This is a genomic window from Streptosporangium sp. NPDC049078, from assembly GCF_040648855.1.
Lineage (GTDB): Bacteria > Actinomycetota > Actinomycetes > Streptosporangiales > Streptosporangiaceae > Streptosporangium.
On record NZ_JBEZEL010000027.1, the window covers coordinates 81,549 to 107,024 of the forward strand.

The 25,476-nt window shown below is 69.8% G+C and carries 23 protein-coding genes; 20 read left to right on the top strand and 3 right to left on the bottom strand.

What is annotated here, in order from left to right; all coding sequences use genetic code 11:
* Window positions 1-140: 140 nt before the first annotated feature.
* The 10 genes from mltG to AB0B90_RS35925 all read left to right on the top strand — a co-directional run bounded on the left by mltG (window position 141) and on the right by AB0B90_RS35925 (window position 10,044).
* Window positions 141-1,313 (top strand): endolytic transglycosylase MltG, encoded by a 1,173-nt coding sequence (gene mltG, locus AB0B90_RS35880; RefSeq protein ID WP_350949174.1) that lies wholly within the window; start codon window positions 141-143, stop codon window positions 1,311-1,313.
* Entirely contained in the window at window positions 1,310-2,134 is an 825-nt protein-coding gene (locus AB0B90_RS35885; RefSeq protein ID WP_350949192.1) for a shikimate dehydrogenase, read from the top strand. Before mltG ends, AB0B90_RS35885 begins: the two co-directional genes overlap by 4 nt.
* Before the next feature lie 334 nt (window positions 2,135-2,468).
* Window positions 2,469-3,122 carry a translation initiation factor IF-3 gene (gene infC, locus AB0B90_RS35890; RefSeq protein WP_350949193.1) on the top strand — a complete coding sequence of 218 codons (654 nt, stop codon included), beginning with the start codon at window positions 2,469-2,471 and terminating at the stop codon, window positions 3,120-3,122.
* 130 nt (window positions 3,123-3,252) lie between these two features.
* A complete protein-coding gene (rpmI, locus tag AB0B90_RS35895) occupies window positions 3,253-3,447 on the top strand; it encodes a 50S ribosomal protein L35 (protein ID WP_350949175.1) in 195 nt (64 codons plus the stop codon).
* 24 nt (window positions 3,448-3,471) lie between these two features.
* Window positions 3,472-3,855: a 50S ribosomal protein L20 gene (gene rplT / locus AB0B90_RS35900; protein WP_012892552.1), complete on the top strand. Its 384-nt coding sequence runs from the start codon at window positions 3,472-3,474 to the stop codon at window positions 3,853-3,855.
* A 72-nt stretch (window positions 3,856-3,927) separates the two neighbouring features.
* On the top strand, window positions 3,928-4,743 hold the full coding sequence (locus tag AB0B90_RS35905; protein WP_362926481.1) for an RNA methyltransferase: 816 nt from the start codon (window positions 3,928-3,930) through the stop codon (window positions 4,741-4,743).
* A gap of 79 nt (window positions 4,744-4,822) precedes the next feature.
* Window positions 4,823-5,905, top strand: coding sequence for an ATP-binding protein (locus AB0B90_RS35910; protein ID WP_350949177.1), 1,083 nt, complete (start codon window positions 4,823-4,825; stop codon window positions 5,903-5,905).
* A 121-nt stretch (window positions 5,906-6,026) separates the two neighbouring features.
* Window positions 6,027-7,076 carry a phenylalanine--tRNA ligase subunit alpha gene (gene pheS / locus AB0B90_RS35915; RefSeq protein ID WP_350949194.1) on the top strand — a complete coding sequence of 350 codons (1,050 nt, stop codon included), beginning with the start codon at window positions 6,027-6,029 and terminating at the stop codon, window positions 7,074-7,076.
* On the top strand, window positions 7,076-9,646 hold the full coding sequence (locus AB0B90_RS35920) for a phenylalanine--tRNA ligase subunit beta (protein ID WP_362926482.1): 2,571 nt from the start codon (window positions 7,076-7,078) through the stop codon (window positions 9,644-9,646). The genes pheS and AB0B90_RS35920 overlap by 1 nt, the downstream gene beginning before the upstream one ends.
* A 152-nt stretch (window positions 9,647-9,798) precedes the next feature.
* Complete coding sequence (locus AB0B90_RS35925) at window positions 9,799-10,044, top strand: hypothetical protein (protein ID WP_362926483.1); 246 nt, start codon at window positions 9,799-9,801, stop codon at window positions 10,042-10,044.
* A 121-nt stretch (window positions 10,045-10,165) separates the two neighbouring features.
* Here the strand turns inward: AB0B90_RS35925 and AB0B90_RS35930 are convergent, their stop codons facing one another.
* The 3 genes from AB0B90_RS35930 to AB0B90_RS35940 form a co-directional block, all read right to left on the bottom strand.
* A complete protein-coding gene (locus tag AB0B90_RS35930) occupies window positions 10,166-10,894 on the bottom strand; it encodes a Uma2 family endonuclease (RefSeq protein WP_362926484.1) in 729 nt (242 codons plus the stop codon).
* Window positions 10,827-12,080 carry an MFS transporter gene (locus AB0B90_RS35935; protein WP_362926485.1) on the bottom strand — a complete coding sequence of 418 codons (1,254 nt, stop codon included), beginning with the start codon at window positions 12,078-12,080 and terminating at the stop codon, window positions 10,827-10,829. Before AB0B90_RS35935 ends, AB0B90_RS35930 begins: the two co-directional genes overlap by 68 nt.
* A 231-nt stretch (window positions 12,081-12,311) precedes the next feature.
* Window positions 12,312-13,973 (bottom strand): class I adenylate-forming enzyme family protein, encoded by a 1,662-nt coding sequence (locus AB0B90_RS35940; RefSeq protein WP_350949182.1) that lies wholly within the window; start codon window positions 13,971-13,973, stop codon window positions 12,312-12,314.
* Window positions 13,974-14,246: 273 nt separating this feature from the next.
* On the opposite strand from AB0B90_RS35940, the gene argC reads away from it, so the two are divergent.
* The 10 genes from argC (at window position 14,247) to tyrS (ending at window position 24,858) form a co-directional block, all read left to right on the top strand.
* On the top strand, window positions 14,247-15,269 hold the full coding sequence (argC, locus tag AB0B90_RS35945; RefSeq protein WP_350949183.1) for an N-acetyl-gamma-glutamyl-phosphate reductase: 1,023 nt from the start codon (window positions 14,247-14,249) through the stop codon (window positions 15,267-15,269).
* A complete protein-coding gene (gene argJ, locus AB0B90_RS35950; RefSeq protein WP_350949184.1) occupies window positions 15,266-16,420 on the top strand; it encodes a bifunctional glutamate N-acetyltransferase/amino-acid acetyltransferase ArgJ in 1,155 nt (384 codons plus the stop codon). Before argC ends, argJ begins: the two co-directional genes overlap by 4 nt.
* Window positions 16,417-17,379 (top strand): acetylglutamate kinase, encoded by a 963-nt coding sequence (gene argB, locus AB0B90_RS35955; RefSeq protein ID WP_350949185.1) that lies wholly within the window; start codon window positions 16,417-16,419, stop codon window positions 17,377-17,379. The genes argJ and argB overlap by 4 nt, the downstream gene beginning before the upstream one ends.
* A 56-nt stretch (window positions 17,380-17,435) precedes the next feature.
* The gene (locus tag AB0B90_RS35960; protein ID WP_362926488.1) at window positions 17,436-18,587 is read left to right on the top strand and encodes an acetylornithine transaminase; all 1,152 of its coding nucleotides are present in this window, start codon (window positions 17,436-17,438) and stop codon (window positions 18,585-18,587) included.
* Window positions 18,577-19,578, top strand: a complete 1,002-nt coding sequence (gene argF, locus AB0B90_RS35965; RefSeq protein ID WP_362926486.1) for an ornithine carbamoyltransferase — start codon at window positions 18,577-18,579, stop codon at window positions 19,576-19,578. Before AB0B90_RS35960 ends, argF begins: the two co-directional genes overlap by 11 nt.
* 5 nt (window positions 19,579-19,583) lie before the next feature.
* Window positions 19,584-20,090, top strand: coding sequence for an arginine repressor (locus tag AB0B90_RS35970; RefSeq protein ID WP_350949187.1), 507 nt, complete (start codon window positions 19,584-19,586; stop codon window positions 20,088-20,090).
* Between the two features lie 67 nt (window positions 20,091-20,157).
* A complete protein-coding gene (locus AB0B90_RS35975; RefSeq protein WP_350949188.1) occupies window positions 20,158-21,366 on the top strand; it encodes an argininosuccinate synthase in 1,209 nt (402 codons plus the stop codon).
* Between the two features lie 53 nt (window positions 21,367-21,419).
* Complete coding sequence (gene argH / locus AB0B90_RS35980; protein WP_350949196.1) at window positions 21,420-22,817, top strand: argininosuccinate lyase; 1,398 nt, start codon at window positions 21,420-21,422, stop codon at window positions 22,815-22,817.
* On the top strand, window positions 22,817-23,449 hold the full coding sequence (locus tag AB0B90_RS35985) for a DNA-3-methyladenine glycosylase (protein ID WP_362926487.1): 633 nt from the start codon (window positions 22,817-22,819) through the stop codon (window positions 23,447-23,449). Before argH ends, AB0B90_RS35985 begins: the two co-directional genes overlap by 1 nt.
* Window positions 23,450-23,589: 140 nt before the next feature.
* A complete protein-coding gene (gene tyrS, locus AB0B90_RS35990; RefSeq protein ID WP_350949190.1) occupies window positions 23,590-24,858 on the top strand; it encodes a tyrosine--tRNA ligase in 1,269 nt (422 codons plus the stop codon).
* The last annotated feature ends 618 nt before the right edge of the window (window positions 24,859-25,476 follow it).

Genomic DNA, 25,476 nt, shown 5'->3' on the forward strand with positions numbered 1-25,476 from the left:
CCGCCCCAGGCGGCGACCCGCACTCGCGGATCGGACGACGGCTCCCGAAGCACCGGGACGTCCTCCCGGGTGCTCTCCTTCGGTTCGGCACACCCGCTTGACGCCAGGCCGTCTCTAGCGGGAGATTGGCCAGCGCCTCTATGAACGATCTCGATATGGACTTCCTGGTCGGCTCCGACGACGAAGGTCGGTCGCGCCGAGGTTCCAACGCGTCCTCCGGCCGCGACTCGGGCCGCCGGGGCCGCCGCAGGAAGCGTCGTCGCAACCGGGGCGGCTTCCTCGCCCCCATGCTCGCGATCATCGTCCTGATCGGCGGAGTCGGCGCCGCCGGCTTCTACGGCTACACCTGGGTCCGCGACGTGATGACCCCCGACGACTATGCCGGTCAGGGCACCGGTGAGGTCGTCGTGGAGATCAAGGACGGCGACAGCGCCTCCGACATCGCCCAGACCCTGGAGGAGCAGGGGGTGGTGAAGAGCGTGAAGGCATTCGTCAACGCCGTCGCCGCCGCGGGCAAGACCTCCTCCCTGCAACCGGGCGAATACACCATGCGCAAGCAGATGGCGGCCGCCGAGGCCGTCAAGCTCCTCGACCCGGACAAGCGGCTGAGGGAGAGGGTGACCCTCAAGGAGGGACTGCGCGTGAGCGACACCCTTGAGCAGCTCGCCAAGCAGACGGGCAAGCCGCTGCGGGAGTTCCAGCAGGCCGCGAGAAACACCCGCGAGCTCGGCCTGCCCTCCTACTCCAGGGGCAAGCTGGAGGGATACGCCTTCCCGGCCACCTACGAGATCACGCCCAAGATGACGGCCTCGGAGATCCTGACCAAGATGGTCGACCGCTTCAACCAGACCGCCGACAAGGACGACCTGCGGGGCAAGGCGAAGGCTCTCGGGCACACCCCGCACGAGATCATGACGATCGCCAGCATCGTCCAGGCCGAGTCGGGCACCAAGGAGGACATGGGCAAGGTCGCCCGCGTCATCTACAACCGGCTCGACGGCAACCCGCCCCGCAAGCTGGAGATGGACAGCACGGTGATGTACGCGCTGAACAAGTACAACATCGAGGCCTCCCACAAGGATCTTGAGAGCGAATCGCCCTACAACACCTACAAGCACCTGGGGCTGCCCCCCGGCCCGATCGCCAACCCGGGAGACGAGGCGATCCAGGCCGCGCTCAACCCCACCAAGGGCGACTGGGTCTGGTTCGTGACCACCTGCCCGGCGAAGCGCGTCACCAAGTTCGCCTCGGCGGAGTCCGACTTCTTCGTGCTCAAGGCCGAGTACGAGAGGAACAAGGTGAACGGGTGCTGAGGGCGGCGGTCCTGGGGTCGCCGATCGTCCACTCGCTCTCCCCTCACCTGCACCGCGCCGCCTACGAGGGCATGGGGTTGCACGACTGGCGCTACGAGGCGATCGAGTGCGACGAGGCAGCCCTCCCCGCCCTCCTCGCCGGCCTGGAGGGCGACTGGGCGGGGCTCTCGCTCACGATGCCGCTCAAGCGGGCCGTGCTGCCGCTGCTCGACACCGTCTCCGAGCTCGCGCTCCAGGTGGGCGGAGCCAACACCGTGATCCTGCGCGACGGTGTCCGGCACGGGGACAACACCGACGTGTACGGCATCGTCCAGGCGCTCGCCGAGGCGGGCGTGGCCCCGCCACGTGCGGCGACCGTCCTGGGCGGCGGGGCGACGGCGGCATCCGCGCTCGCCGCCCTGCGCGAACTGGGCCTGGACGAGGCGATCCTCGTGGTCCGCGACCCCGCCAGGGCGGGGGATACCACCCGGGTGGCCGAGCGGCTGGGCATGGACCTGTCGGTGCGGACCCTCGACAAGCTCGACACCGCGACCGAGGTCGACCTGGTCGTCTCGACCCTGCCCTCCGGGGTGGCCGACGACTTCGCCGGGACGTTGGCGGGCGTTCCCGCTCTCTTCGACGTGGTCTACGCGCCCTGGCCCACCCGCCTGGCCGCGGCCGTGGCCGAGCGGGGCGGGATCGTCGTCGGTGGTTTCCCGATGCTCCTGCACCAGGCGGTCCGGCAGGTCGAGATGATGACCGGCCGCGCGGACGTGCCGGTGGAGGCGATGCGCGAGGCGGGTAAGGCCGAGATCGTCAGGCGTGCCGCCCCGGCGGAGTGATCGCTCGCGGGGCCGGGATGATTCTGTGTGAGCGAGCTGTTGTGGTAGAGTAACGACTCGATCGGTCCGGCGTGCCTGCTGGACGCGCAAGCGGAGGTCATCCTCCCACCTCGTCGGCCGCAAGGTTGACAGGTCAGGATCACAACCGGGGTTAAACCTCCGGCAGAGCTTACGGCGTGAAGCCTTCGAGTTCATGTGGCCCCGCATGCGTGACGTGCGGGGCATCTTGCGTTCGAACGCCCTCGACAGGGTGTGCGTTCTACGACCTCCCGGCACGATCGAGCATGTTGCGGCCTCCTCCCGGACGGCCGCGGATCGCAACCTAGGAGGCCCCATCAGCGCCGAGCCCCGCATCAATGACCGCATTCGCGTGCCCGAGGTCCGCCTCGTCGGCCCGAACGGCGAGCAGGTGGGCATCGTCTCCATTGGCGACGCCTTGAAGCTGGCTCAAGAATCCGACCTCGACCTGGTCGAGGTCGCGGCAACGGCTCGCCCGCCAGTGTGCAAGCTCATGGACTACGGCAAGTTCAAGTACGAGTCCGCGATGAAGGCACGTGAGGCGCGCCGTAACCAGGCGTACACCATCATCAAGGAGATCAAGCTTCGGCCGAAGATCGATCCGCACGACTACGAGACCAAGAAGGGTCACGTGGTGCGGTTCCTCAAGGCCGGCGACAAGGTCAAGGTCACCATCATGTTCCGCGGGCGGGAGCAGTCCCGGCCCGAGCTGGGCTTCCGGCTCCTGCAGCGGCTGGCGGAGGACGTGACGGAGCTCGGCTTCGTCGAGTCCCAGCCCAAGCAGGACGGTCGAAACATGATCATGGTGATCGGGCCGCACAAGAAGAAGGCCGAGGCCAAGGCCGAGAAGGCCGCCGCCAAGGCGCGACATGACGAGAACCCTTCGGGGGACGCGTCATCGGCCGCGGACGGGACGCGCGTCAACGACGAGGTGTCCGTCAACGGAGCGGTGGCGGCTCCGCAGGAGTAACTCGCATAGCCTGGATCGTCAGGTAGTCGCGAGATCAGTCCGAGACCGGGTCCGGTCTCGTAGTCAGGCACGCCCTTGACTTGGGTTACCGGCCCGGGACATCGGCACGATCGAGGGAGAGACGGCTGAGATGCCGAAGATGAAGACGCACAGCGGTGCGAAGAAGCGGTTCAGGCTCACGGGTTCCGGCAAGCTTGTGCGCCGCCGCGCCAACCGTGCGCACTACAACGAGCACAAGCCGTCCACCTTGACGCGTCGTCTCAAGCCCGAGGTCGTGCTCTCCGAGGCCGACTCCAAGAAGATCAAGAAGCTGCTCGCTAAGTAACCGCCCCCGGGGAGATAGATACACATGGCACGCGTGAAGCGGGCGATCAACGCCAAGAAGAAGCGCAAGGTCGTTCTCGAGCGGGCGAAGGGCTACCGGGGTCAGCGATCCAGGCTGTACCGCAAGGCCAAGGAGCAGATGCTCCACTCGATGACGTACGCCTACCGCGACCGCAAGGACCGCAAGGGCACCTTCCGCCGTCTCTGGATCCAGCGCATCAACGCCGCTGCCCGCCAGAACGGCATCACCTACAACAGGCTCATCCAGGGCCTGCGGCTCGCCTCCATCGAGGTCGACCGCAAGATCCTCGCTGACCTCGCGGTCAACGACGCCGCCACGTTCGCGACGCTGGTGGAGGCCGCCAAGAAGGCGCTCCCCGCCGACGTGAACGCGCCGGTCGCCGGCTGAGCGAGGCACTGACGACCGTGCGGCCCGCAGCGTCATCGCTGCGGGCCGCATTCGCATTCTTGGGGGACGGGCATGGCCGGGTCTGAGCTGACCAACATCAAGTCACCGCGGGTCAAGGCCGCGCGGAGGCTGACGAAGCGGGCCTTCAGGGACCGCGACCGTTCCTTCCTGGCAGAGGGGCCGCAGGCGGTCCGCGAGGCGCTGGCGCTGGACGGGGTCGTGGTGGAGCTGTTCGCCACGGCCGAGGCCGAGTCGCGCCACGCCGACGTCGTCGCCGCCGCCACCGCCGCGGGGGTGCCCGTCCATCGGGCCAGTGGCGAGGTGATGGCCGAACTGGCCCAGACCGTCACCCCCCAGGGGTTGCTGGCCGTGTGCCGCTTCGTGCACGTGCCTCTGGACACCTCCGTCGTCTCCGGCTCCACCCTGGTGGCGGTGCTGGCCCACGTCCGTGATCCCGGCAACGCGGGCACCGTGCTGCGTACGGCCGACGCCGCGGGCGCCGACTCCGTCCTTTTCACCGACGCCTCGGTCGACCCCTACAACGGCAAGTGCGTGCGGGCGAGCGCCGGCAGCCTGTTCCACCTCCCCGTCACCACGGGCGTCCCGGTGACGCGGGCGGTGGAGCACCTGAAGGAGGCCGGGCTGCGGGTGCTCGCCGCCGACGGCGCGGGCAGGCAGACCCTGGACGACGTGGACCTGTCAGGTCCGACGGCCTGGATCTTCGGTAACGAGGCGTGGGGGCTCCCCGAGGAGATCCTGAAGCTGGCGGACGAGGTCGTCCGGGTTCCCATCTACGGGCGGGCGGAGAGCCTGAACCTCGCGACCGCCGCCGCGGTCTGTCTGTACGCATCTGCCCGTTCTCAGCGCACCGGCCCCGGACCCGGGTGACGCCGCCCGCCCGGCGAGGCTGCCGTACGGCGTGAGAAACCCGCTATTGTCGGCGATGTAGCGTCGAGGAGGCGGGGTCGTGCACGGCGAACACACCGGTGAGCGGAGCACCGAGGCCGCTTCTGTGATCGACGTCGACGAGCTTCCCGACGGCCTCGTGGTGACCGACGGTGACGGCCGCGTGCTCACCGTCAACCGGTCCGCGGCCCGCCTGACCGGCGTCACCCGCGAGCGGGCCGCGGGGCGGCACCTGCGCGACGTGTTCTCCTTCCACGACCACGACGGGCGCGACTGGTGGAAGTGGTTCGACCCCTACGGCGGCCTGTCCAGCCGGGCCCGCCAGCCCGAGCTGCCGCTGCGCACCTCCGGCGGCCAGGAGCTGCTGGTGGCCGCCCGGCTGGTGCGCGAGCCCAGGCGGGGTGGCGCGGTCGTCCGGGTGGTCATCACGTTGCGCGACGCCGGGGCCCGCGCCCGCCTGGAGCGCAGCCGCGCCGACCTGGTCTCCACCGTCGCCCACGAGCTCCGCTCCCCGCTGACCAGCGTCAAGGGGTTCACCGCGACCCTGCTGGCCAAGTGGACCCGCTTCACCGACGATCAGAAGCTCGTCATGCTGGAGACCGTCAACGCCGACGCCGACCGGGTGACCCGGCTGATCACCGAGTTGCTCGACGTGTCGCGCATCGAGTCGGGGCGGCTGGAGATCCACCGCCAGGTGGTCGACGTCCCGGCCAGGATCTCCAGGATCATCGCGGGCCGGGTGGCCGCGGGCGAGCCGGAGGACCGCTTCGTGCTCCAGGTGCGCGGTGAGCTGCCCGAGACCTGGCTCGACCAGGACAAGATCGATCAGGTGCTCGCCAACCTGATGGAAAACGCGGTGCGGCACGGGCGCGGTACGGTGACAATAGTCGTCGAGCCGAGTGAATGGGGAGTGAGCGTGTCCGTCCGCGACCAGGGGGAGGGCATCCCGCCCGAGCTGGTCACGCGCGTCTTCCGGCAGTTCTGGCGGGGCAACGCCCGCCGCCGGGGCGGCACCGGGCTCGGCCTGTTCATCGTCAAGGGGCTGATCGAGGCTCACGGCGGCACCATCTCCGTGCAGCGCGGGCCCGAGGGCGGCGCCGAGTTTCGATTTATGGTGCCCACCGGCACCCCCGACTTCGCCTGATCGCGAATGTCGGCCCGGTGGGCTTACCCGACTAGACTCATGGCCGCTCAAGCCCTGGATTCGGAGCTCTCTCTTGTCAAACTACGACCCGGTCGAGGTGACCCCGCTGCACGCCGACGAGATGGCGCGCATGCAGGCCGAAGCGCTCGACGCCATCAAGGCGGCGCGCGACCTCGAAGAACTCAAGCAGGTGCGCCTCGCGCACGCCGGTGACCGCTCGCCGATCGCCCTGGCCAACCGTGAGATCGGCGCACTGCCTCCGGCGGCCCGTTCCGAGGCGGGCAAGCGCATCGGCGGCGCCCGCCGGGCGGTCGCCGACGCCCTCGCCGAGCGGCAGGCACAGCTGGAGGCCGAGCGCGACGAGCGGGTCCTCGTCGAGGAGACCGTCGACGTCACGCTGCCCTCCACCCGCGCCCCCCGCGGCGCCAGGCATCCGCTCACCACCCTTCAGGAGCGCATCGCCGACGCCTTCGTCGCGATGGGCTACGAGGTGGCGGAGGGGCCCGAGCTGGAGGGGGAGTGGTTCAACTTCGACGCGCTGAACATCTCTCCCGACCACCCGGCGCGCTCGGAGCACGACACCTTCTTCGTGGAGTCCGTCGACTCCGGCAAGGTGCTGCGCACCCAGACCTCTCCCGTCCAGATCCGCGCGCTGCTTACCCGGGAGCTCCCGGTCTACGTGATCTCGCCGGGCAAGGTGTTCCGCACCGACGAGCTCGACGCCACCCACACCCCGGTCTTCCATCAGGTCGAGGGGCTGGCGATCGACGAGGGCCTGACCATGGCCCACCTCAAGGGCACCCTCGACCGGTTCGCCGAGGTGATGTTCGGTGAGGGCATCACCACCCGCTTCCGGCCCAACTACTTCCCGTTCACCGAGCCTTCCGCCGAGATGGACCTGAAGTGCTTCGTCTGCCGCGGCGCCTCCGCGCTGCCGGGCAACCCGTACTGCCGCACCTGCAAGTCGGAGGGCTGGATCGAGTGGGGCGGCTGCGGCATGGTCAACCCGCGGGTGCTCGTCGCCTGCGGCGTCGACCCCGCCCGCTACAGCGGCTTCGCCTTCGGCATGGGCGTCGAGCGCACCCTGATGTTCCGTCACAACGTCGAGGACATGCGCGACATGGTCGAGGGAGACGTCCGCTTCACGCTTCCCTTCGGAATGGAGATCTGATGAAGGTCCCGCTTTCATGGCTGCGGGAGTATGTCGATCTCCCCGCCGTCACGGCGCACGAGATCGCCGAGAAGCTCACCGCCGCCGGTCTCAAGCTCGAATCCGTCACCTCCTACGGTCACGACATCAAGAACGTCGTCGTGGGCGAGGTGATCTCCTTCGAGACGCTGGAGGGTTTCAAGAAGCCCATCCGCCACTGTCAGGTCGAGGTGGGCGAGGCCGCGCCACGTGAGATCGTCTGCGGCGCGACCAACTTCGAGGCCGGCGACCGCGTTCCGGTCGCGCTGCCCGGCGCCGTGCTGCCCGGCGGATTCGAGATCGCCTCGCGCAAGACCTATGGGCGCCTGTCCGACGGCATGATCTGCTCGGAGGCGGAGCTCGGCATGGCCGACTCCTCACCCGGCATCCTCGTGCTGCCCGCCGGCACCCCGATCGGCGCGGACGTGGTCGAGCTGCTCGGCCTGCGTGACGACGTGCTCGAGCTGGAGATCACTCCGGACATCGGCTACGCCCTCTCGATCAGGGGTGTGGCCCGCGAGGCCGCCACCGCCTTCGACTCGGCGTTCATCGACCCCGCCGACGTCTCCCCGCCCGCCGCGTCGGCCCCGTCCTATCCGGCCTCGATCGCCGACCCGTCGGCCTGCGACCGCTTCGTGCTTCGCGAGATCCGTGGGTTCGACCCGTCGGCGCCGAGTCCTCTGTGGATGCGCGCCCGGCTCTCCCGTGCCGGTATGCGCCCGGTCTCGCTCGCCGTCGACGTCACCAACTACGTCATGCTGGAGATGGGCCAGCCGCTGCACGCCTTCGACGCGGCCAAGCTGACCGGCGAGATCGTGGTGCGCAGGGCCGAGCCGGACGAGACGCTGGAGACGCTGGACCACGTGGTCCGAAAGCTCCACCCGGACGACATCCTGATCACCGACGGGTCGGGCGCGATCTCGATGGCCGGCACCATGGGCGGCCTGCACACCGAGATCTCCGACACCTCCACCGACATCGTGATCGAGGCGGCCCACTTCTCCGCCAGCGGCACCGCGCGCATGTCGCGCCGGCACAACCTGGTGAGCGAGGCATCCAAGCGCTTCGAGCGGGGCGTCGACAGGGAGCTACCGCTGTACGCCTCCTGGCGTGCGGCCGAGCTGCTGGCCGAGCTCGGCGGCGGTACGATCCAGCCGGGCGTCACCCACGCCGAGGTGGAGGTCGAACCGGTCCACATCGCCGTCCCGAGCGGCTACCCGGGCAGGGTCGCGGGCACCGCCTACGACCGCGAGACGGTGATCCGCCGCCTGGAGCAGGTCGGCTGCACGGTGGAGAGCTCCGCCACCGCGACCGGATCGGTGACGAGTGGCACGGCAGGCGGCACCGCCGCCACGGGCGACCCGGCCTCCGCCGGAATCGCCGCGAAACTCGCGGTCACCGGTGACGACATGCTGGCGGTCACCCCACCCTCGTGGCGGCCCGACCTGACCGACCCGAACGACCTCGCCGAGGAGGTCATCAGGCTGGAGGGCTACGAGAACCTGCCCTCGATCCTGCCCGCCGCCCCCGCGGGCGCCGGTCTCAGTGAGAGCCAGCGCCTGCGCCGCAGGGTGGGCCGCGCCCTGGCCGCCGCGGGATACGTCGAGATCCTCGCCTACCCCTTCACCGGGGAGCACGATCTGGACAACCTGCAGCTGCCCGCCGACGACGCGCGCCGCGTGGCCGTAAGGCTGGCCAACCCGCTCAGCGAGGACGAGCCGCTGATGCGGACGACCCTGCTGCCCGGCCTGCTCAAGACGCTGGTACGCAACGTGGGCCGGGGGTTCGGCGACGTGGCGCTGTTCGAGGCGGGTCTGGTCTACCGGCCCTCGTCCGACGTGCCCTCCGTCGCTCCCGTGCTGGGCGTCGACCGCAGGCCGAGCCCGGAGGAGCTCGCCTCGATCGAGTCCGCGCTGCCCGCCCAGCCGCTTCGGGTCGGGGTCGTGCTGGCCGGGGAGTTCGAGCCGTCCGGCTGGTGGGGCAAGGGACGCCCGGCCGGCTGGGCGGACGCCGTCGAGGCGGCCCGCGTGGTGGCTGCGGAGGCCGGCGTCACCCTTGAGGTCCGCGCGGACCGGCACGAACCCTGGCACCCTGGTCGTTGCGCCGCGCTGTACGCCGGTGACGTGCTCGTCGGTCACGCCGGTGAGCTGCACCCGCGCGTCGTCGAGGCGTACGGCCTGCCGCCGCGCACCTGCGCGATGGAGCTGGAGCTGACCCGGCTGGAGTCGCTCGCCGCCGGTTCGCCGCAGGCTCCGGCGATCTCCGCCTACCCCGTCGCGAGCCAGGACGTCGCGCTCATCGTCGACGCGGCGACCCCGGTGGCCGCGGTGGAGGCGGCGCTGCGCGAGGGCGCGGGCCCGCTGCTGGAGTCGATCCGGCTGTTCGACGTCTACACCGGCGCCCAGGTCGGCGAGGGCGGAAAGTCCCTCGCCTACTCGCTGCGCTTCCGGGCGTCCGACCGGACGCTCACCGTGGAGGAGACCACCGCGGCCCGTGACGCGGCCGTGGCTCTGGCGGCGGAGCGCACCGGGGCGCGACAGCGCGGAGCCTGACCGGTTCACCGGGGGGCTCGGGGCGTGCCCCGGGCCCCTCTTCGCCGTACCGGGCTGGGATGTCCGTTTCCTGGGAGGTGATGGCGTATGCCGGTCGATTGGGGCGGATCGCCTGCCGGAGCGGAGAAGAGCTTTGTCCGGGAGGAGGGGTGATGAGGCATCTGCTGGTGTTCGCCGAGCGTGACGACGCCGAGGAGGTCGCCGAGATCGTGGCTGTGGAGTTCCCGGGGATCGGGGTGCCCGAGGTGGTGAGGGAGACCCTCGCGGGCGAGGACGACGCCGAGGACGCTCAGTGGCTGGTGGTTATCGAAGACCCTTCCGGCGCGCTGTCGCCGGAGGGGTTTACCCGGCTGGAGGCGCTGGCCGAGAGGTACGAGGGCTGGCTCGAGAGCGGGTGAGGCGCTGGTGGGACGCGGCCCGCCCGGTGGGCTCCCGCCTGGAGAGGCCAGCACCGGGGGACGTCTGGCCGGTGCGCTGAAGCCTGCCTCGGGTGGTGTGCGGGGCGCGCGGGGCGGGACCTTAGCGCCGGTCGATCTCCGTCAGGTCGATGTCGATGTCGAACGGCGCCGAGATCTTGAGCTGGTCGTGGTGGATGCCGGTGAGAACGTAGGACTTGGCGACCGGGTCGAGCTCGTAGACGTAGACGGCGGGCTTTCCCGACTGGTTCTCGACCAGCCAGAAGTGCGCGATGCCCGCCTCTGCGTACAGCGTCGGCTTGCGGTCGCGGTCGCGCTCCTTGGAGTCGGGGGAGATGACCTCCACCACCAGCACGACGTCATCGGCCCGGTAGAAGGTCTGCTCCGAGCTGTGCTCGGCGGAGGCATGGATGACGCTGATGTCGGGCTCGGGCCGTTGCCGCTCGCCCAGGACGACGCTCATCTCCCGGCGCGCTCGAAGATCTTTTGGAATGGTCCTGTTAAGACCCGTCTCCAGGAGATACATGGTGCGCGTGTGAAAAGAAGCCTGAGGACTCACGAAGACCAGGCTTCCATCAATTAACTCTGTGTGTGCGGGCAATTGCGGAATGCGATCGAGATCCTCTGCGACGAACCCCTCCGGCGGGGGGAAGGCCCAGTCGGGCAGTGAGGACTCCGTCATCTCAGGGCTCCGAACGTCGACCGTCATGGTCTCACAGTAGCAATGGGATTGCGTTCCGTGAGGATGTTCGCCGGTGCCCGTCTCAGACGCGGGCGGCCTCCTCGCGGCGGGCGCGCTCCCTGACCGCGTGTTCGTCGGTGCGGGCGTCATAGGTGCGGAACCTCGGCAGCAGTGCGGCCATCGCGGCCACCGCGCCGACGCACAGCAGCCCGCCGGCGCCCAGGGAGAAGCGGGTGCCGCCGAGCTGGGCCATCAGGCCCGCCCTGGCGTTGCCGAGCATCGGGCCGCTGGTGTAGGAGAGCAGCTCGATCCCCGCCAGACGGCCGCGGAACTCGTCGGGGATGGTCTGGTTCCAGATGGTCGAGCGGAAGACACCGCTGATCATGTCGGCGGCTCCGGCCACGGCCAGGAAGGCGAAGATGCCCCAGACGTTGGGCATCAGCGCCGCCAGCGCCACCGCCACCCCCCATACGGCCGCCGCGACGATCACGCCGAGGCCGTGCCGGTGCACGTGCGCGGTCCATCCGGAGGTGACCGAGGCGATCAGCGAGCCGATGGCGGAGGCGGAGAAGAAGAGTCCGAGAGCCTCGGGGGCGCCCAGCTCGTCGGCGAGGAACGGATACAGCGCGGTGGAGAACGCGAAGATCATCGCGGCGATGTCGACCAGATAGGTGCCCATCAGGTCGGAGCGGCCCACGGCGTAGCGGACCCCCTCGATCAGGGAACCGATCGAGGCTTCGGGACTGTCCTCCGAGCGCGGCTGGGCCCGGACCATCCAGAGCAGGACCAGGGAGGCAAGGAAGGTCACGACGTTGATGCCGTACGCGGCGGCGACGCCGAACCAGGCCGCGATCAGGCCGCTGAGGCCCGGGGCGACGATGGCGCCCAGGTTCCACCGGAATGCGCTGAGGGCGGCGGCCGCGGTCAGCTGGTCGTGCCTGACCACGCGCGGCAGCAGCGCCTCCAGGCTGGGCCGCTGCAGGCTGCCCAGCCCGGCCGAGAGCGCGCCGACCACGTACAGCACCCAGATCTGTGGTTTCGGCAGCAGCGCGTTGAGGGTCAGGATCGCGACCGTGAGGCAGAGGCCCACCTCGGTGAGGAGAATGATCTTGCGCCGGTCGAGGGCGTCGGCGATCGCTCCGCCCCAGAGCCCGCACACCACCATCGGGACGAACTCGGCCACGCTGACCAGGCCGACCGCCAGGTAGGAGCCGGTGAGCTCCTTCATCTGCAGCGGGACCGCGACCAGTGTCAGGAAGGTGCCGAACATCGTGATGACGCCGGAGCCGAAGAGCAGCCGGAAGTCACGCGAGTCGCGCAGAGGGCTGAGATCCATCGCCAGACGGCGAAGCAGGGATCTGATCGGTCGATCGGCGTTTTCCGGCACGAGCAGTCAGTGTCGACGGTGACCTGCGCGAGGGCAAACCATTTTTCCGAACGGGTCACCGTCGGGGTGGGGTGTCGGAAAACCGTTTCCGGCGCGCGGAAGGCGATGACGACGGGACGCCCGGCCGCATGTGGCCCCCCGGGGTCTCCTGCGGGTCTCCTGCGGGTACGGAGCGGTGTGTCAGAGGTCGAGGACCTCCTGGCGCAGGCGGGTCTTGAGGATCTTGCCGCCGGGGTTGCGGGGGAGTTCCGTCTCGCGCACCCAGAACCTGACCGGGATCTTGAAGGGGGCGATCCGCTCGCGCAGGAAGGCCCGCAGTTCCTCGTCGCTCGCCGGGGACGACAGGCGGAGCACCGCGCCGACCTCCTCGCCCAGTTCCTCGTGAGGGATTCCTATCACCGCGGCGTCCTCGACCGCCGGGTGTTCGAACAGTGCGGCCTCGACCTCGGCGCAGTAGACGTTCTCGCCGCCGCGGATGACCATGTCCTTGGCCCGGTCCACGATGAACACGAACCCCTCCTCGTCCACCCTGGCGAGGTCTCCGGTGTGCAGCCACCCGTCGACGATGGTCTCCGCGGTGGCCTCGGGCCGGTTCCAGTAGCCCAGGATGACGTTCGGCCCGCGCAGGCAGAGTTCGCCGACCGCGCCGACCGGCACCTCGCGGCCGCCCGGGTCGGCGATCCGCACTTCGACCACGGCCATCGGCAGGCCGATGCTGTCGGGTTTGGCCAGGTAGTCGGCTCCGGTGTTGCTGATGGCGAGCGCGGTGGTCTCGGTCATGCCGTACCCGTTGGAGGAGGAGCGGTTGGGCAGCTGCTCGGTGATGCGCTCCAGCAGTTTCGGCGGTGCGGGGGCGCCGCCGTACCCGAGGCCGCTGAGGCTGGAGATGTCGTACTTGTCCAGGTCGGGGTGCGACAGGAGCTGCCACACGTTGGTGGGTACGCCGGTGAGACCGGTGATCCGCTCGCGCTCGATCAGCTCCAGCGCGCGGCCCGGGTCCCACTTGTACATCAGCACCAGGCCACCCCCGCTGAACATGGTGGTGGTCAGCACCGCGAAGCAGCCGGTGGCGTGGAAGAGCGGCACGGTGAGCAGGGTGACCCGCCGCTGCCCCGAGGTCTCACCCGGATCCTTGCCCGCCCTGATCGCGCCCCGGTACATGCCGTAGGCGACGGTCATCGGCGACTGCCCGAGGTTGCGGTGGCTGCCGAGCGCGCCCTTGGGGTGGCCGGTGGTGCCGGAGGTGTAGAAGATCGTCGCCGGGTCCTCGGGGGAGAGGTCGACCGGTGGCGGCGTCACGTCCGCCTCCACCTCGCCCAGCACGTCCTCGAAGGAGCGGGCGCCCTCGGGTGTCTCGCCGCGGGTCACGATGAGCGCCGGGCCGGGCCCGGCGAGCCCGGCCGCCCGTTCTCCGTCGGCGATCAGCACCTTGGCCCCCGAGTCGGAAAGCCCGTACTCCAGCTCCTGCGGCGTCCACCACGCGTTGAGCGGTACGGCTATCGCCCCCGCGGCCAGCGCGGCCGAGAAGGCGATCACCCATTCGGGGTAGTTGCGCATGGCGATGGCCACCCGGTCGCCCTTGACCACGCCGTAGTCGTCCACCAGGCGTCGCGCGAGCGTGGCGGCCAGCCGGTAGTGCTCCTCGTAGGTGATGCGTTCGTCCTCGTACGCCAGGAAGACCTTGTCGCCGTGGAACCTGCTCGTCTCGAGAAGTGCCCGGAAGTCGCGGGGCGCGTGCTTCCAGGTTTTGACGGTCCCGCCGTGGCTGAGGATCTCCTCCGTCTCGAAAAGCTGCCCCGGTGCGGTGAGCCGGGCCTGGAGCTGGTCATGGGTGACAGTCATGCGTTCGCACTCCCGGAGGACGAGGGGCCGGAAACGTCACGATACCGACCGGTAGGTACGTGCAACAGGGCCGAAACATGACCGATGGCCTCGTGCCCGTATTCACAAGTCGCGAAGCGTGATTTTCTGATCTTTCAGCCTGGGTGGGGTATTTCTGAGCCTGGAAGCCCGTCGCCCTCGCCGGGCTTGCATGGCAATCCTTCAAGATGCATAATCTTTCTAGTAAGTCCATGAGAAGTAGTGCATGAATATGCAGAAACCGAGAGGGGTCGGATGAGAGCGGCGATCGCGGGTGCCAGCGGTTACGCCGGAGGTGAGCTCCTGCGCCTGCTGCTGTCCCACCCCGGCATCGAGATCGGCGCGTTGACGGCGGCCTCAAGCGCGGGCACCGCCCTCGGCGCCCACCAGCCACACCTGGCCCCGCTGGCCGACAGGATCCTGCTGGAGACCACTCCCGAGACCCTCGGCGGCCACGACCTCGTCTTCCTCGCCCTGCCGCACGGGCAGTCGGCCGCCGTCGCCGAGCGGCTCGGCGACGGCACCCTCGTGGTCGACTGCGGCGCCGACTTCCGGCTCGCCGACCCCGCCGCCTGGGAGCACTTCTACGGTGGCGTCCACGCGGGCACCTGGCCCTACGGGCTGCCCGAGCTGCCGGGGCGACGCGAGGAGCTGCGCGCCACCCGGAGGATCGCCGTGCCGGGGTGCTACCCGACGGCCGTCACCCTGGCCATGTTCCCCGCCTTCGCCGCCGGACTCGTCGGACCCGACGTGGTGGTGGTCGCCGCCAGCGGCACCAGCGGGGCCGGCAGGGCGCCCAAGCCGAACCTCCTGGGCAGCGAGGTGATGGGCTCCGCCAGCGCGTACGGTGTCGGCGGCGTCCACCGGCACACCCCGGAGATGGAGCAGAACCTCTCCCCCCTGGCGGGTGAGCCGGTCACCGTCTCCTTCACCCCCGTGCTGGCACCGATGAGCCGCGGCATCCTCGCCACCTGCACCGCCCCCGCCAGGCCCGGCCTCACCTCGGCGGTCCTGCGCGAGGCGTACGAGACCGCCACCAAGGACGAACCGTTCCTGCGGCTGCTCCCCGAGGGGCAGTGGCCCGCGACCTCGATGACCCTCGGCGCCAACACCGCCGCTCTCCAGGTCGTCCTGGACGAGCGCGCGGGCCGCGTCGTCGCCGTCGTCGCCATCGACAACCTCACCAAGGGCACGGCCGGAGGCGCGATCCAGAGCGCCAATCTCGCCCTCGGCCTGCCGGAAGAGTTCGGCCTACCTCTCAATGGAGTCGCCCCATGAGCGTGACCGCACCTCTCGGCTTCCGGGCGTCGGGTGTCGACGCCGGGATCAAGTCCAGCGCCGACCGCGACCTGGCACTGATCGTCAACGACGGCCCCTCGCGCGCCGCGGCCGGGGTCTTCACCAGCAACCGGGTGAAGGCCGCGCCGGTCCTGTGGTCCGCCCAGGTGCTGGCCGGAGGCCGGGTCCACGCCGTCGTCCTCAACTCCGGCGGCGCCAACGCCTGCACCGGGCCGCTCGGCTTCCAGGACACCCACGCCACCGCGGAGAAGGTCGCCGAAGCACTGGGAGACTCGGCGGGGGAGATCGCGGTCTGTTCCACCGGCCTGATCGGCGAGCGGCTGCCGATGGACTCGCTGCTGGCCGGGGTCGACCTCGCGGTCTCCCAGCTCGCCAGGGACGGTGGCCTGGCCGCCGCCGACGCCATCCGCACCACCGACACCGTCTCGAAGATCTCCTTCAGAAAAGGCGAGGGCGGCTACATGGTCGGTGGCATGGCGAAGGGCGCGGGCATGCTCGCCCCCGGCCTCGCCACCATGCTGTCGGTGATCACCACCGACGCGGACCTGCCCGCCGAGCACCTCGACGAGGTGCTCCGTAAGGTGACGCGGGTCACCTTCGACCGCCTCGACGCCGACGGCTGCATGTCCACCAACGACACCGTGCTGCTCCTGGCCAGCGGCGCCTCCGGGGTCGTTCCCGACCTTGCCGAGTTCGAGCAGGTGCTTCTCGCCGTCTGCGCCGACCTCGCCCGCCAGCTGCTGATGGACGCCGAGGGCGCCTCCAAGGCGATCGCCATCGAGGTCGTCGGAGCCGCCTCCGAGGACGACGCGGTCACCGTCGGCCGCGCCGTTTCCCGCTCCAACCTCTTCAAGTGCGCCATCTACGGCGAGGACCCCAACTGGGGCCGGGTGCTGTCGGCCGTCGGCACCACCGACGCCGTGTTCGAACCCGACAGGCTCAACGTGGCGATGAACGGCATCTGGATCTGCAGGGGCGGCGCCGCGGGCGACGACCGCTCCAAGGTCGACCTCACCCCGCGCGAGGTGACGATCACCATCGACCTGTCGGCGGGACCGCATTCGGCGACGATCCACACCACCGACCTCACCGCGGAGTACGTCCACGAGAACTCGGCGTACTCCACATGAGGCGCGCCGAGGCACTGACGAAGGCCACCACGCTGATCGAGGCCCTGCCCTGGCTCGCGAGTTTCCACGGCGCGACCGTCGTCATCAAGTACGGCGGCAACGCGATGACCGAGGAGCACCTTCGCGAGAAGTTCGCCGCCGACGTCGTCTTCCTGCGCTACGCCGGGCTCAAGCCGGTGATCGTGCACGGGGGAGGGCCGCAGATCAACGCCCAGCTCGACCTCCTCGGCATCGAGTCCACCTTCACCGCGGGGCTCAGGGTCACCACCCCCGAGGCCATGCAGGTCGTCAGGATGGTCCTCGTCGGCCAGGTCAACCGCGACGTGGTCGGCCTGATCAACCGGCACGGGCCGTTCGCGATCGGCATGTCGGGCGAGGACGCCCACCTGTTCACCGCCGTACGCAAGCACGCCGTCGTCGACGGCGTCGGCGTCGACATCGGCCAGGTCGGCGACATCGTCAAGGTCGAGGCCGGAGCCGTGCGGGCGCTGCTGGACGACGGACGGATCCCGGTGATCTCCTCGGTCGCGCGCAGCGACGACGGCACCGTCTACAACGTCAACGCCGACACCGCCGCCGCCGCGCTCGCCGTGGCGCTCCAGGCCTCCAAGCTGATCGTCCTGACCGACGTCGAGGGCCTGTACCGCGACTGGCGCCCCGGCACCGACGAGAACGAGATCATCGAGCAGCTGTCCGCCACCGAGCTGGAGAAGCTCCTGCCGAGTCTGTCCAGCGGCATGATCCCCAAGATGGAGGCGTGCCTGACCGCCGTCCAGGGCGGCGTGCCACGGGCCCATGTGCTCGACGGCAGGGTGCCCCACTCGGTGCTGCTGGAGATCTTCACCGACGAGGGCATAGGAACCATGGTGCTGCCGGACGCCGCCGAGGCGGCGGCCGCGCCGGAGCCGGTCAGGCGGCGGCCCGAGGCCCCCGCCCAGCTGAAGGGGAACGACGAGTGAGCACGCAGGAAAGCCCCGCCGGAGAGGCGCTCGCCAGGCGCTTCGAGGCCGCCTTCATGGCCAACTACGGCGTGCCCCCGTTGGCGCTGGCCCGAGGCGAGGGCGCGAGGGTCTGGGACGTCGACGGCCGCGAGTATCTCGACCTGATCGGCGGCATCGCGGTCAGCTCGCTCGGCCACGCCCATCCCGCGCTGGTGGAGGCCGTCTCCCGCCAGGTCGCCACGCTCGCCCACACCAGCAACCTCTTCCTGCACGAGCCCGAGGTGCTGCTCGCCGAGCGTCTGCTCGGCCTGCTCAAAGCCCCGGCCAAGGTGTTCCTCAGCAACTCCGGTACCGAGGCCAACGAGGCCGCGCTGAAGCTCTCCCTCAAGTACGGCAAGTCGAACGGCCGCACCTACTTCGTGGCCGCGGAGAACGCCTTCCACGGCCGTACTCTCGGCGCGCTCGCCCTGACCGGCAAGCCCTCGATCCGCGACCAGTTCGGCCCGTTCTCGATCGATGTCCGCTTCGTCCCCTACGGTGACGCGGACGCGCTCAAGAACGCGGTCACCGGCGAGTGCGCGGCGGTCTTCCTCGAACCCACCCAGGGCGAAGCGGGCGTCGTGCCCCCGCCCGAGGGCTACTTCACGGCCGCGAGGGAGATCTGCGACGCCACCGGCGCGCTGCTCGTCGCCGACGAGATCCAGTCGGCGATCGGCCGCACCGGGCACTGGTTCGCCCACCAGCACGAGGGCATCCTGCCCGACGTGCTCACCCTGGCCAAGGGCCTCGGCGGCGGCATGCCGATCGGCGCCTGCGTCGGCTTCGGCGCGGCGGCCGCCGTCCTCGCCCAGGGAGACCACGGCTCCACCTTCGGCGGAAACCCCGTCTCCGCCGCCGCCGCGCTCGCCGTCCTCGACACCATCGACAGGGACGGCCTGCTGGAGCACGTCCGCACCCTCGGCGCCGAACTCGTGGAGGGCATCGCCGCGATCGACCACCCGCTGCTCGCCGGTGTCCGCGGCCGGGGGCTGTGGCGGGCCGTCGTGCTGAGTGACAACCGCTCCGCCCAGGTCCAGGCCGCCGCGCAGCGCGCGGGCTTCCTGGTCAACGCCCTCCAGCCCGACGCGGTAAGGCTCGCGCCCCCGCTGGTGATCACATCCGCCCAGGTCGCGACCTTCGTGGCCGCCCTTCCCGCCATCCTCGACGAGGCCGCAGATGCCCAGTAACCTCGCCGGACAGGCGCACGTCAGGCACTTCCTGAGGGACGACGACCTCTCGCCCGCAGAGCAGGCCCAGGTGCTCGACCTGGCCGAGGCCGTGAAGAAGGACCGCTACGCCTACCGCCCCTTCGAGGGCCCGCAGACCGTCGCCGTCCTCTTCGACAAGCACTCCACCCGCACCCGCGTCTCCTTCGCGGTCGGTATCGGCGAGCTCGGCGGGCTCCCCCTCATCCTCGACGCCGGATCCTCCCAGATGGGCCGGGGCGAGTCGATCGAGGACACCGCCCGAGTCCTGGAACGCCAGGTGGGCGCGATCGTGTGGCGCACCTCGGGCCAGGAGAGGATCGAGGCCATGGCCTCGGCGTCCTCGGTGCCGGTGGTCAACGCACTCACCGACGAGTTCCACCCCTGCCAGATCCTCGCCGACCTGCAGACCGTGCGGGAGCACTTCGGCAGGACGGCGGGGCTCACCCTGGCCTACTTCGGAGACGGGGCCAACAACATGGCCCACTCCTACCTGCTCGGCGGGGCCGTCGCCGGCATGCACGTGCGGATCGCCACCCCCGCCGGATACCTGCCGGACGCCGAGATCCTCCGGCGGGCCGACGAGGTCGCCGCCGAGACCGGCGGATCCGTCGCCGTCCTCGCCGACCCGGCCGAGGCCGCCGCGGGCGCGGACGTGATCGCCACCGACACCTGGGTCTCCATGGGCCAGGACGGCAAGGAACAGCGGATCGCCGACCTCATGCCGTACCAGGTCAACGCCGCGCTGATGAGCCGGGCCGCCCCCGGCGCCGTCGTCCTGCACTGCCTGCCCGCCTACCGCGACCTGGAGATCTCCGCCGAGGTCCTCGACGGCCCGCGGAGCCTGGTGTGGGACCAGGCGGAAAACCGGCTGCACGCCCAGAAGGCCCTGCTGTACTGGCTGGTCTCGATGGCGGGCCGCGACGGGTCCCGGAACGCCGACCCCGCGGATGACACGCGCGGAGGCGGGTGATCCGCGTGACGATCCCGATGACCAAGGTCGCCCGCCAGGCACGGATCGCCGACCTCCTGCAGCGGCAACCGGTCAGATCCCAGCCCGAACTGGCCAAACTCCTGCTGGAGAGCGGTGTCGAGGTCACCCAGGCCACCCTCTCCCGCGACCTGGACGAACTCGGCGCGCTCAAGCTGCGCGCCGAGGACGGCTCCCTGGTCTACGCCCTGCCAGGGGAGGGCGGCGGCCGGATAGGGCTCGCCAGGCTCGGCACCGGAGAGTCACCCGCCGCCAGGCTCAGCAGGTTCGCGGAGGAACTCCTCGTCTCCGCCGAGGCCTCCGCCAACCTGGTCATCGTCCGTACGCCGCCGGGCGCCGCGCAGTTCCTCGCCTCCGCCATCGACCACGCCGACTGGGAGTCCATCCTGGGCACCGTCGCGGGAGACGACACGATTCTCGTCATCAGCCGCGACCCGATGGGCGGGGCAGCTGTCGCCGAGGGATTGCTGCGGCACGCCGACCGACGTATTTAGCCTGCTCAGGCGGTCATCCCTGGCAACATCTGACTCCTGTGCCAACAAGATCTTGGAGATATCCATCATGACCGACCGGGTCGTACTCGCGTTCTCCGGAGGACTCGACACCTCCGTCGCCATTCCCTTCCTCGCCGAGAAGACCGGTGCCGAGGTCGTCGCGGTCGCCGTGGACGTCGGTCAGGGCGGCGAGGACATGGAGGTCATCCGCAAGCGCGCCATCGACTGCGGCGCCGTGGAGTCCGTCGTCGTGGACGCCCGCGAGGAGTTCGCCACCGACTTCTGCGTGCCCGCCCTGCAGGCCAACGCCCTCTACATGGACCGCTACCCCCTGGTCTCCGCCCTGTCGCGGCCGCTGATCGTCAAGCACCTGGCCGCGGCGGCGAAGGAGTTCGGCGGCACGCACGTCTCGCACGGCTGCACCGGCAAGGGTAACGACCAGGTCCGCTTCGAGGCCGGCCTGGCCGCCCTGTACCCCGAGCTCAAGGTCATCGCCCCCGCCCGCGACTACGCGTGGACCCGGGACAAGGCGATCGCCTACGCCGAGAAGAAGAACCTGCCGATCGAGACGTCCAGCAAGAACCCGTACTCCATCGACCAGAACATCTGGGGCAGGGCCATCGAGACCGGCTTCCTCGAGGACATCTGGAACGGCCCGATCGAGGACATCTACGCCTACACCGCCGACCCGGCACAGCCGCGCGACGCGGACGAGGTCATCATCAGCTTCGTCAAGGGCGTCCCCGTGGCGCTGGACGGGCGTCACCTCACCCCGTTCCGGATCATCGAGGAGCTCAACCGCCGCGCGGGCGCCCAGGGCGTCGGCCGCCTCGACATGGTCGAGGACCGGCTCGTCGGCATCAAGTCCCGAGAGGTCTACGAGGCGCCGGGCGCCATCGCCCTGATCACCGCCCACATGGAGCTGGAGAACGTCACCGTCGAACGCGACCTCGCCCGCTTCAAGCGGTCGGTGGACCAGCGCTGGGGCGAACTCGTCTACGACGGCCTCTGGTTCTCCCCGCTCAAGAAGGCCCTCGACACCTTCATCGCCGAGGCACAGGAGCACGTCACCGGCGAGATCAGGATGACCCTGCACGGCGGCCGGGCCACCGTGACCGGGCGCCGCTCCGAGGCATCGCTGTACGACTTCAACCTCGCCACCTACGACACCGGCGACACCTTCGACCAGTCCCTCGCCAGGGGATTCGTCGAGCTGTGGAGCCTGCCCTCCAAGATTGCCTCCGCCCGTGACGCCCGACCGGTCCGATTGGGCTAAGGTCGCGGATTGAACTGGGAGGGAGAACAACGGTGACTGATGGTGGCAAGCCCATGCGGCTCTGGGGCGGCCGGTTCGAAGGAGGTCCGGCCGACGCGCTGACCAGGCTCTCGGTGAGCGTGCACTTCGACTGGCGGTTGGTGCCGTACGACCTGATGGCCTCGCGCGCGCACGCCAGGGTGCTGCACCGCGCGAACCTGCTGAGCGACGACGAGCTGGCGCGCATGATCGGCGCCCTGGACGACCTGGAGCGCGCCTGCAAGGCGGGCGAGTTCCGGCCGACCGTCGCCGACGAGGACGTCCACACCGCACTGGAGCGCGGCCTGCTGGAACGCCTCGGCACACTCGGAGGCAAGCTCCGGGCCGGTCGCAGTCGCAACGACCAGGTCGCCACCGACCTACGGCTCTACCTCCGCGACCACGTCAGGCACATCGTGTCCAGGCTGGTGGAGCTGGAGACCGCGCTGATGAGCCAGGCCGAGGAGCACGCGGAGACCGCGGCCCCCGGTATGACCCACCTGCAGCACGCGCAGCCGGTCTCCTTCGGCCACCAGCTCCTGGCGCACGTGCACGCCTTCGCCCGCGACATCGATCGCCTGCGCGACTGGGACAGGCGCGCAGCCGTCTCCCCGCTGGGAGCGGGGGCGCTGGCCGGGTCCTCCCTGCCGCTCGACCCCCGGGCCGTGGCCGGAGAGCTCGGTTTCGACTCCGCCGCGCCCAACTCGATGGACGCGGTCGCCGACCGCGACTTCGCCGCCGAGTTCCTGTTCGACGCGGCGATGATCGGCGTGCACCTGTCGCGGCTGGGCGAGGAGATCGTCCTGTGGGCCTCGCAGGAGTTCCGCTGGATCGAGATGGACGACGCCTACTCCACCGGCTCGTCGATCATGCCGCAGAAGAAGAACCCCGACGTGGCCGAGCTGGCCCGAGGCAAGAGCGGCCGTCTCATCGGCAACCTCATGGCGCTGCTGACGACCCTCAAGGGCCTGCCGCTGACCTACAACCGCGACCTGCAGGAGGACAAGGAGCCGGTGTTCGACTCCGTCGACAGCCTGCTGCTGGTCCTTCCTGCGATGGCCGGACTCGTCGCGACCATGCGCGTCAACACCGCCAAGCTGGAGGCCTCGGCCCCCGACGGGTTCGCGCTCGCCACCGACCTGGCCGAGCTGCTGGTCCGCAGGGGGGTCGCCTTCCGCGAGGCTCACGAGGCGGTCGGGCACCTGGTCGTCTGGTGCCAGGTCAACGACAAGGACTTCGGCGAGCTCACCGACGAGGAGCTGGCCAAGGTCTCGCCGCACTTCACGCCCGACTCGCGTGAGGTCCTCTCGGTGCCCGGCGCCCTGGCGGCCCGCAAGGCGCACGGCGGTACGGCACCCGACCGGGTCCGCGACCAGCTCATCGCGCTGCGGGAGATCGTCGACGCTCAGGCCGCCTGGGCGAGCGGAAGCTGATGCGGGGCGAGGACCGGTCCGACACGCCGCTGGCCCGCGGCTTCTTCGACCGGCCCGCCCACGAGGTCGCCCCCGACCTGCTGGGACGGGTGCTCGTACACGGACAGGTCGCGTTGCGTCTCACCGAGGTAGAGGCCTACGGGCTGCCGGGTGAGGATCCCGCGTCGCACACCTACCGGGGCCGGACGCCACGTAACGCGGTGATGTTCGGCCCACCGGGTCACCTGTACGTCTATTTCACATACGGTATGCACTTCTGCGCCAACCTCACGTGCCTCCCCGAGATGATCGGCTCCGGTGTGCTGCTGCGGGCCGGAGAGGTGATCTCCGGCGTGGAGACCGCCCTGGCCCGCCGGAGCGCGGGAAGCACCAAGCCCGTCAGGGAGGTCGATCTCGCCAGGGGGCCGGCGCGACTGGCGGTGGCGCTCGGATTCACCCGCGAGCACAACGGGCTCGACGCCTGCGCCCCGGGATCACTGTCCGTGATCGAGGGCGAACCTGCCAAGGCGCCATCCATCCTGTCGGGGCCACGCACCGGCGTATCGTCAGGAAAGGAGACGCCGTGGCGCTTCTGGATCGACGGTGAGCCCACGGTCTCACCCCACCGCCCGCATGTCCCGCGCCGCCGGTAGGCCGCGCATGCTCTCCCCTGCCGATCTTTCTCCCGGCTGTCCTGGGCGCGAGAAGGGTTTCGAGTGGCGCGGTGGTGCCGTGATCGGGCAGGGTGTACGAGAGCGCTAAATGTCCCTTCGAGCATTGGAAAGCAAGGATCGTGACCGACATTCTGGATGACCTCGCCTGGCGCGGCCTGATCGCGCAGTCCACCGACATCGACGCCCTGCGCGCGGCGATGGCCGAGGGTCCGATCACGGTCTATTGCGGCTTCGACCCGACCGCACCCTCCCTGCACGTCGGCAATCTGGTCCCGCTGCTCACCCTCACCCGCCTCCAGCGGGCGGGCCACCGGGCCATCGGCCTGGTCGGCGGCGCGACGGGCCTGATCGGCGACCCCAGCGGACGGAGCACCGAGCGCTCGCTCAACTCCTCCGACGTCGTGGCCGAATGGGTGGCGCGGATCCGCGTCCAGGTGGAGAAGTTCCTTGACTTCTCGGACGAGAAGACCGGGATCCTCGTCAGCAACCTCGACTGGACCGAGGGCATGTCCGCGATCGACTTCCTGCGCGACGTCGGCAAGCACTTCCCGGTCAACCGGATGCTCGCCCGAGAGTCGGTCTCGGCCCGACTGGGCGGAGAAGGGCTCAGCTACACCGAGTTCAGCTACCAGATCCTGCAGGCCAACGACTACCTGGAGCTGAACAGACGCCACGGCTGCACGCTCCAGATCGGTGGCAGCGACCAGTGGGGCAACATCACGGCGGGAACCGACCTCATCCGCCGGGTGACAGGCAGCCACGTGCACGCCCTCACCGTGCCGTTGATCACCAAGGCCGACGGGACCAAGTTCGGCAAGACGGCAGGCGGCGCGGTCTGGCTCAACCCGGAGATGACCTCCCCGTACGCGTTCTACCAGTTCTGGCTGAACGCGGACGACCGTGACGTGGTGAAATTCCTCAAGATCTACAGCTTCCGGTCCCGTGAGGAGATCGAAGGGCTGGAGAAGGCCGCCGCCGAGCGGCCCGCCGGGCGCGAGGCGCAGCGGGCGCTCGCCGAGGAGTTCACCACGCTGCTGCACGGTGCCGACGAGTGCGCCGCGGTGATCGCCGCCTCGGCGGCCCTGTTCGGCCAGGGCTCCCTGCAGGAGCTGCCGGCGCGCACGCTGGGGGAGGCCCTCGCCGAGGTGCCGCGTGCGGAGGTCCCCACCCTGGGGGCGTCCTTCGTCGACCTGCTCGCCGAGAGTGGCCTGGTCAAGTCGAAGTCGGAGGCGCGCCGAGCGGTGAAGGAGGGGGGCGCCTACCTCAACAACGTCAAGGTCACCGACGAGGCGTACGTGCCGTCCGCCGATGATCTGCTCCACGGACGCTTCCTGGTGCTGCGCCGTGGCAAGCGTTCCGTCGGCGGCGTCGAGATCCTCGCGCCCTGACTTTTCCTCCGCACATCCGCGCACTGGTGTGATGTGGATCTTCCGCGTTGTCCCGGTCTTTGTTGGTTTTTGGCCTTTGGTCAGGTCAACGCGGAAGATCTCGAGCGGTCGGCGTCCGGCTCCGGCCGGGATACCGGCCGTCTTGTTGAGTAACGTTCCGGTAGCGAACGCTCCTGGTTTTCCTAAGCAACCGCGCTGACCTGCGGTTTTGTTGGAAGCAGCTGATTTGACGATGCTTCGAAGGGCGCATAATCTTTTCAATGCCCCGGAGCGAGCCGGACGCCGATCGGCGGACGGGCCCAGGGCCACTCCACCTGAACGAACCTGAGCGTTCGGACTCCGCGTAGGTCACCGGAAAACCGGTTGAGTTCGCTGTGTCCTGGATGGCAGGGTTGGTTCGGTGGGTTGCCTCGAGAGCGAGGCGGAGAGAATCCTAGCGAGTTTACAGGTTTTGTGACAATACGGCTGCCGGTCAGCAATTTGACACAATCTTGATAGGCTTGTACGGTTGAAATACGAAATGGAACGCCCCGGAGTTCTGCCGGACCGGTTGGTCGGGTCAGGGTGATGGTGTACGCGTCCGTTTCTTGAGAACTCAACAGTGTGTTAAAAGCCAGT

Bases quoted from the DNA above. Each gene is read 5' to 3' on its own strand.
- AB0B90_RS35925 (WP_362926483.1), top strand. From the start codon at position 9,799: ATGAGGCATCTGCTGGTGTTCGCCGAGCGTGACGACGCCGAGGAGGTC.
- AB0B90_RS35935 (WP_362926485.1), bottom strand. From the start codon at position 12,080: ATGGATCTCAGCCCTCTGCGCGACTCGCGTGACTTCCGGCTGCTCTTC.
- rpmI (WP_350949175.1), top strand. From the start codon at position 3,253: ATGCCGAAGATGAAGACGCACAGCGGTGCGAAGAAGCGGTTCAGGCTC.
- pheS (WP_350949194.1), top strand. From the start codon at position 6,027: ATGGCGCGCATGCAGGCCGAAGCGCTCGACGCCATCAAGGCGGCGCGC.
- argC (WP_350949183.1), top strand. From the start codon at position 14,247: ATGAGAGCGGCGATCGCGGGTGCCAGCGGTTACGCCGGAGGTGAGCTC.
- AB0B90_RS35960 (WP_362926488.1), top strand. From the start codon at position 17,436: ATGGCCAACTACGGCGTGCCCCCGTTGGCGCTGGCCCGAGGCGAGGGC.
- AB0B90_RS35930 (WP_362926484.1), bottom strand. From the start codon at position 10,894: ATGACGCCCGCACCGACGAACACGCGGTCAGGGAGCGCGCCCGCCGCG.
- argJ (WP_350949184.1), top strand. From the start codon at position 15,266: ATGAGCGTGACCGCACCTCTCGGCTTCCGGGCGTCGGGTGTCGACGCC.
- argF (WP_362926486.1), top strand. From the start codon at position 18,577: ATGCCCAGTAACCTCGCCGGACAGGCGCACGTCAGGCACTTCCTGAGG.
- AB0B90_RS35985 (WP_362926487.1), top strand. From the start codon at position 22,817: ATGCGGGGCGAGGACCGGTCCGACACGCCGCTGGCCCGCGGCTTCTTC.
- AB0B90_RS35940 (WP_350949182.1), bottom strand. From the start codon at position 13,973: ATGACTGTCACCCATGACCAGCTCCAGGCCCGGCTCACCGCACCGGGG.
- argB (WP_350949185.1), top strand. From the start codon at position 16,417: ATGAGGCGCGCCGAGGCACTGACGAAGGCCACCACGCTGATCGAGGCC.
- AB0B90_RS35905 (WP_362926481.1), top strand. From the start codon at position 3,928: ATGGCCGGGTCTGAGCTGACCAACATCAAGTCACCGCGGGTCAAGGCC.
- AB0B90_RS35975 (WP_350949188.1), top strand. From the start codon at position 20,158: ATGACCGACCGGGTCGTACTCGCGTTCTCCGGAGGACTCGACACCTCC.
- rplT (WP_012892552.1), top strand. From the start codon at position 3,472: ATGGCACGCGTGAAGCGGGCGATCAACGCCAAGAAGAAGCGCAAGGTC.
- mltG (WP_350949174.1), top strand. From the start codon at position 141: ATGAACGATCTCGATATGGACTTCCTGGTCGGCTCCGACGACGAAGGT.
- argH (WP_350949196.1), top strand. From the start codon at position 21,420: ATGCGGCTCTGGGGCGGCCGGTTCGAAGGAGGTCCGGCCGACGCGCTG.
- AB0B90_RS35920 (WP_362926482.1), top strand. From the start codon at position 7,076: ATGAAGGTCCCGCTTTCATGGCTGCGGGAGTATGTCGATCTCCCCGCC.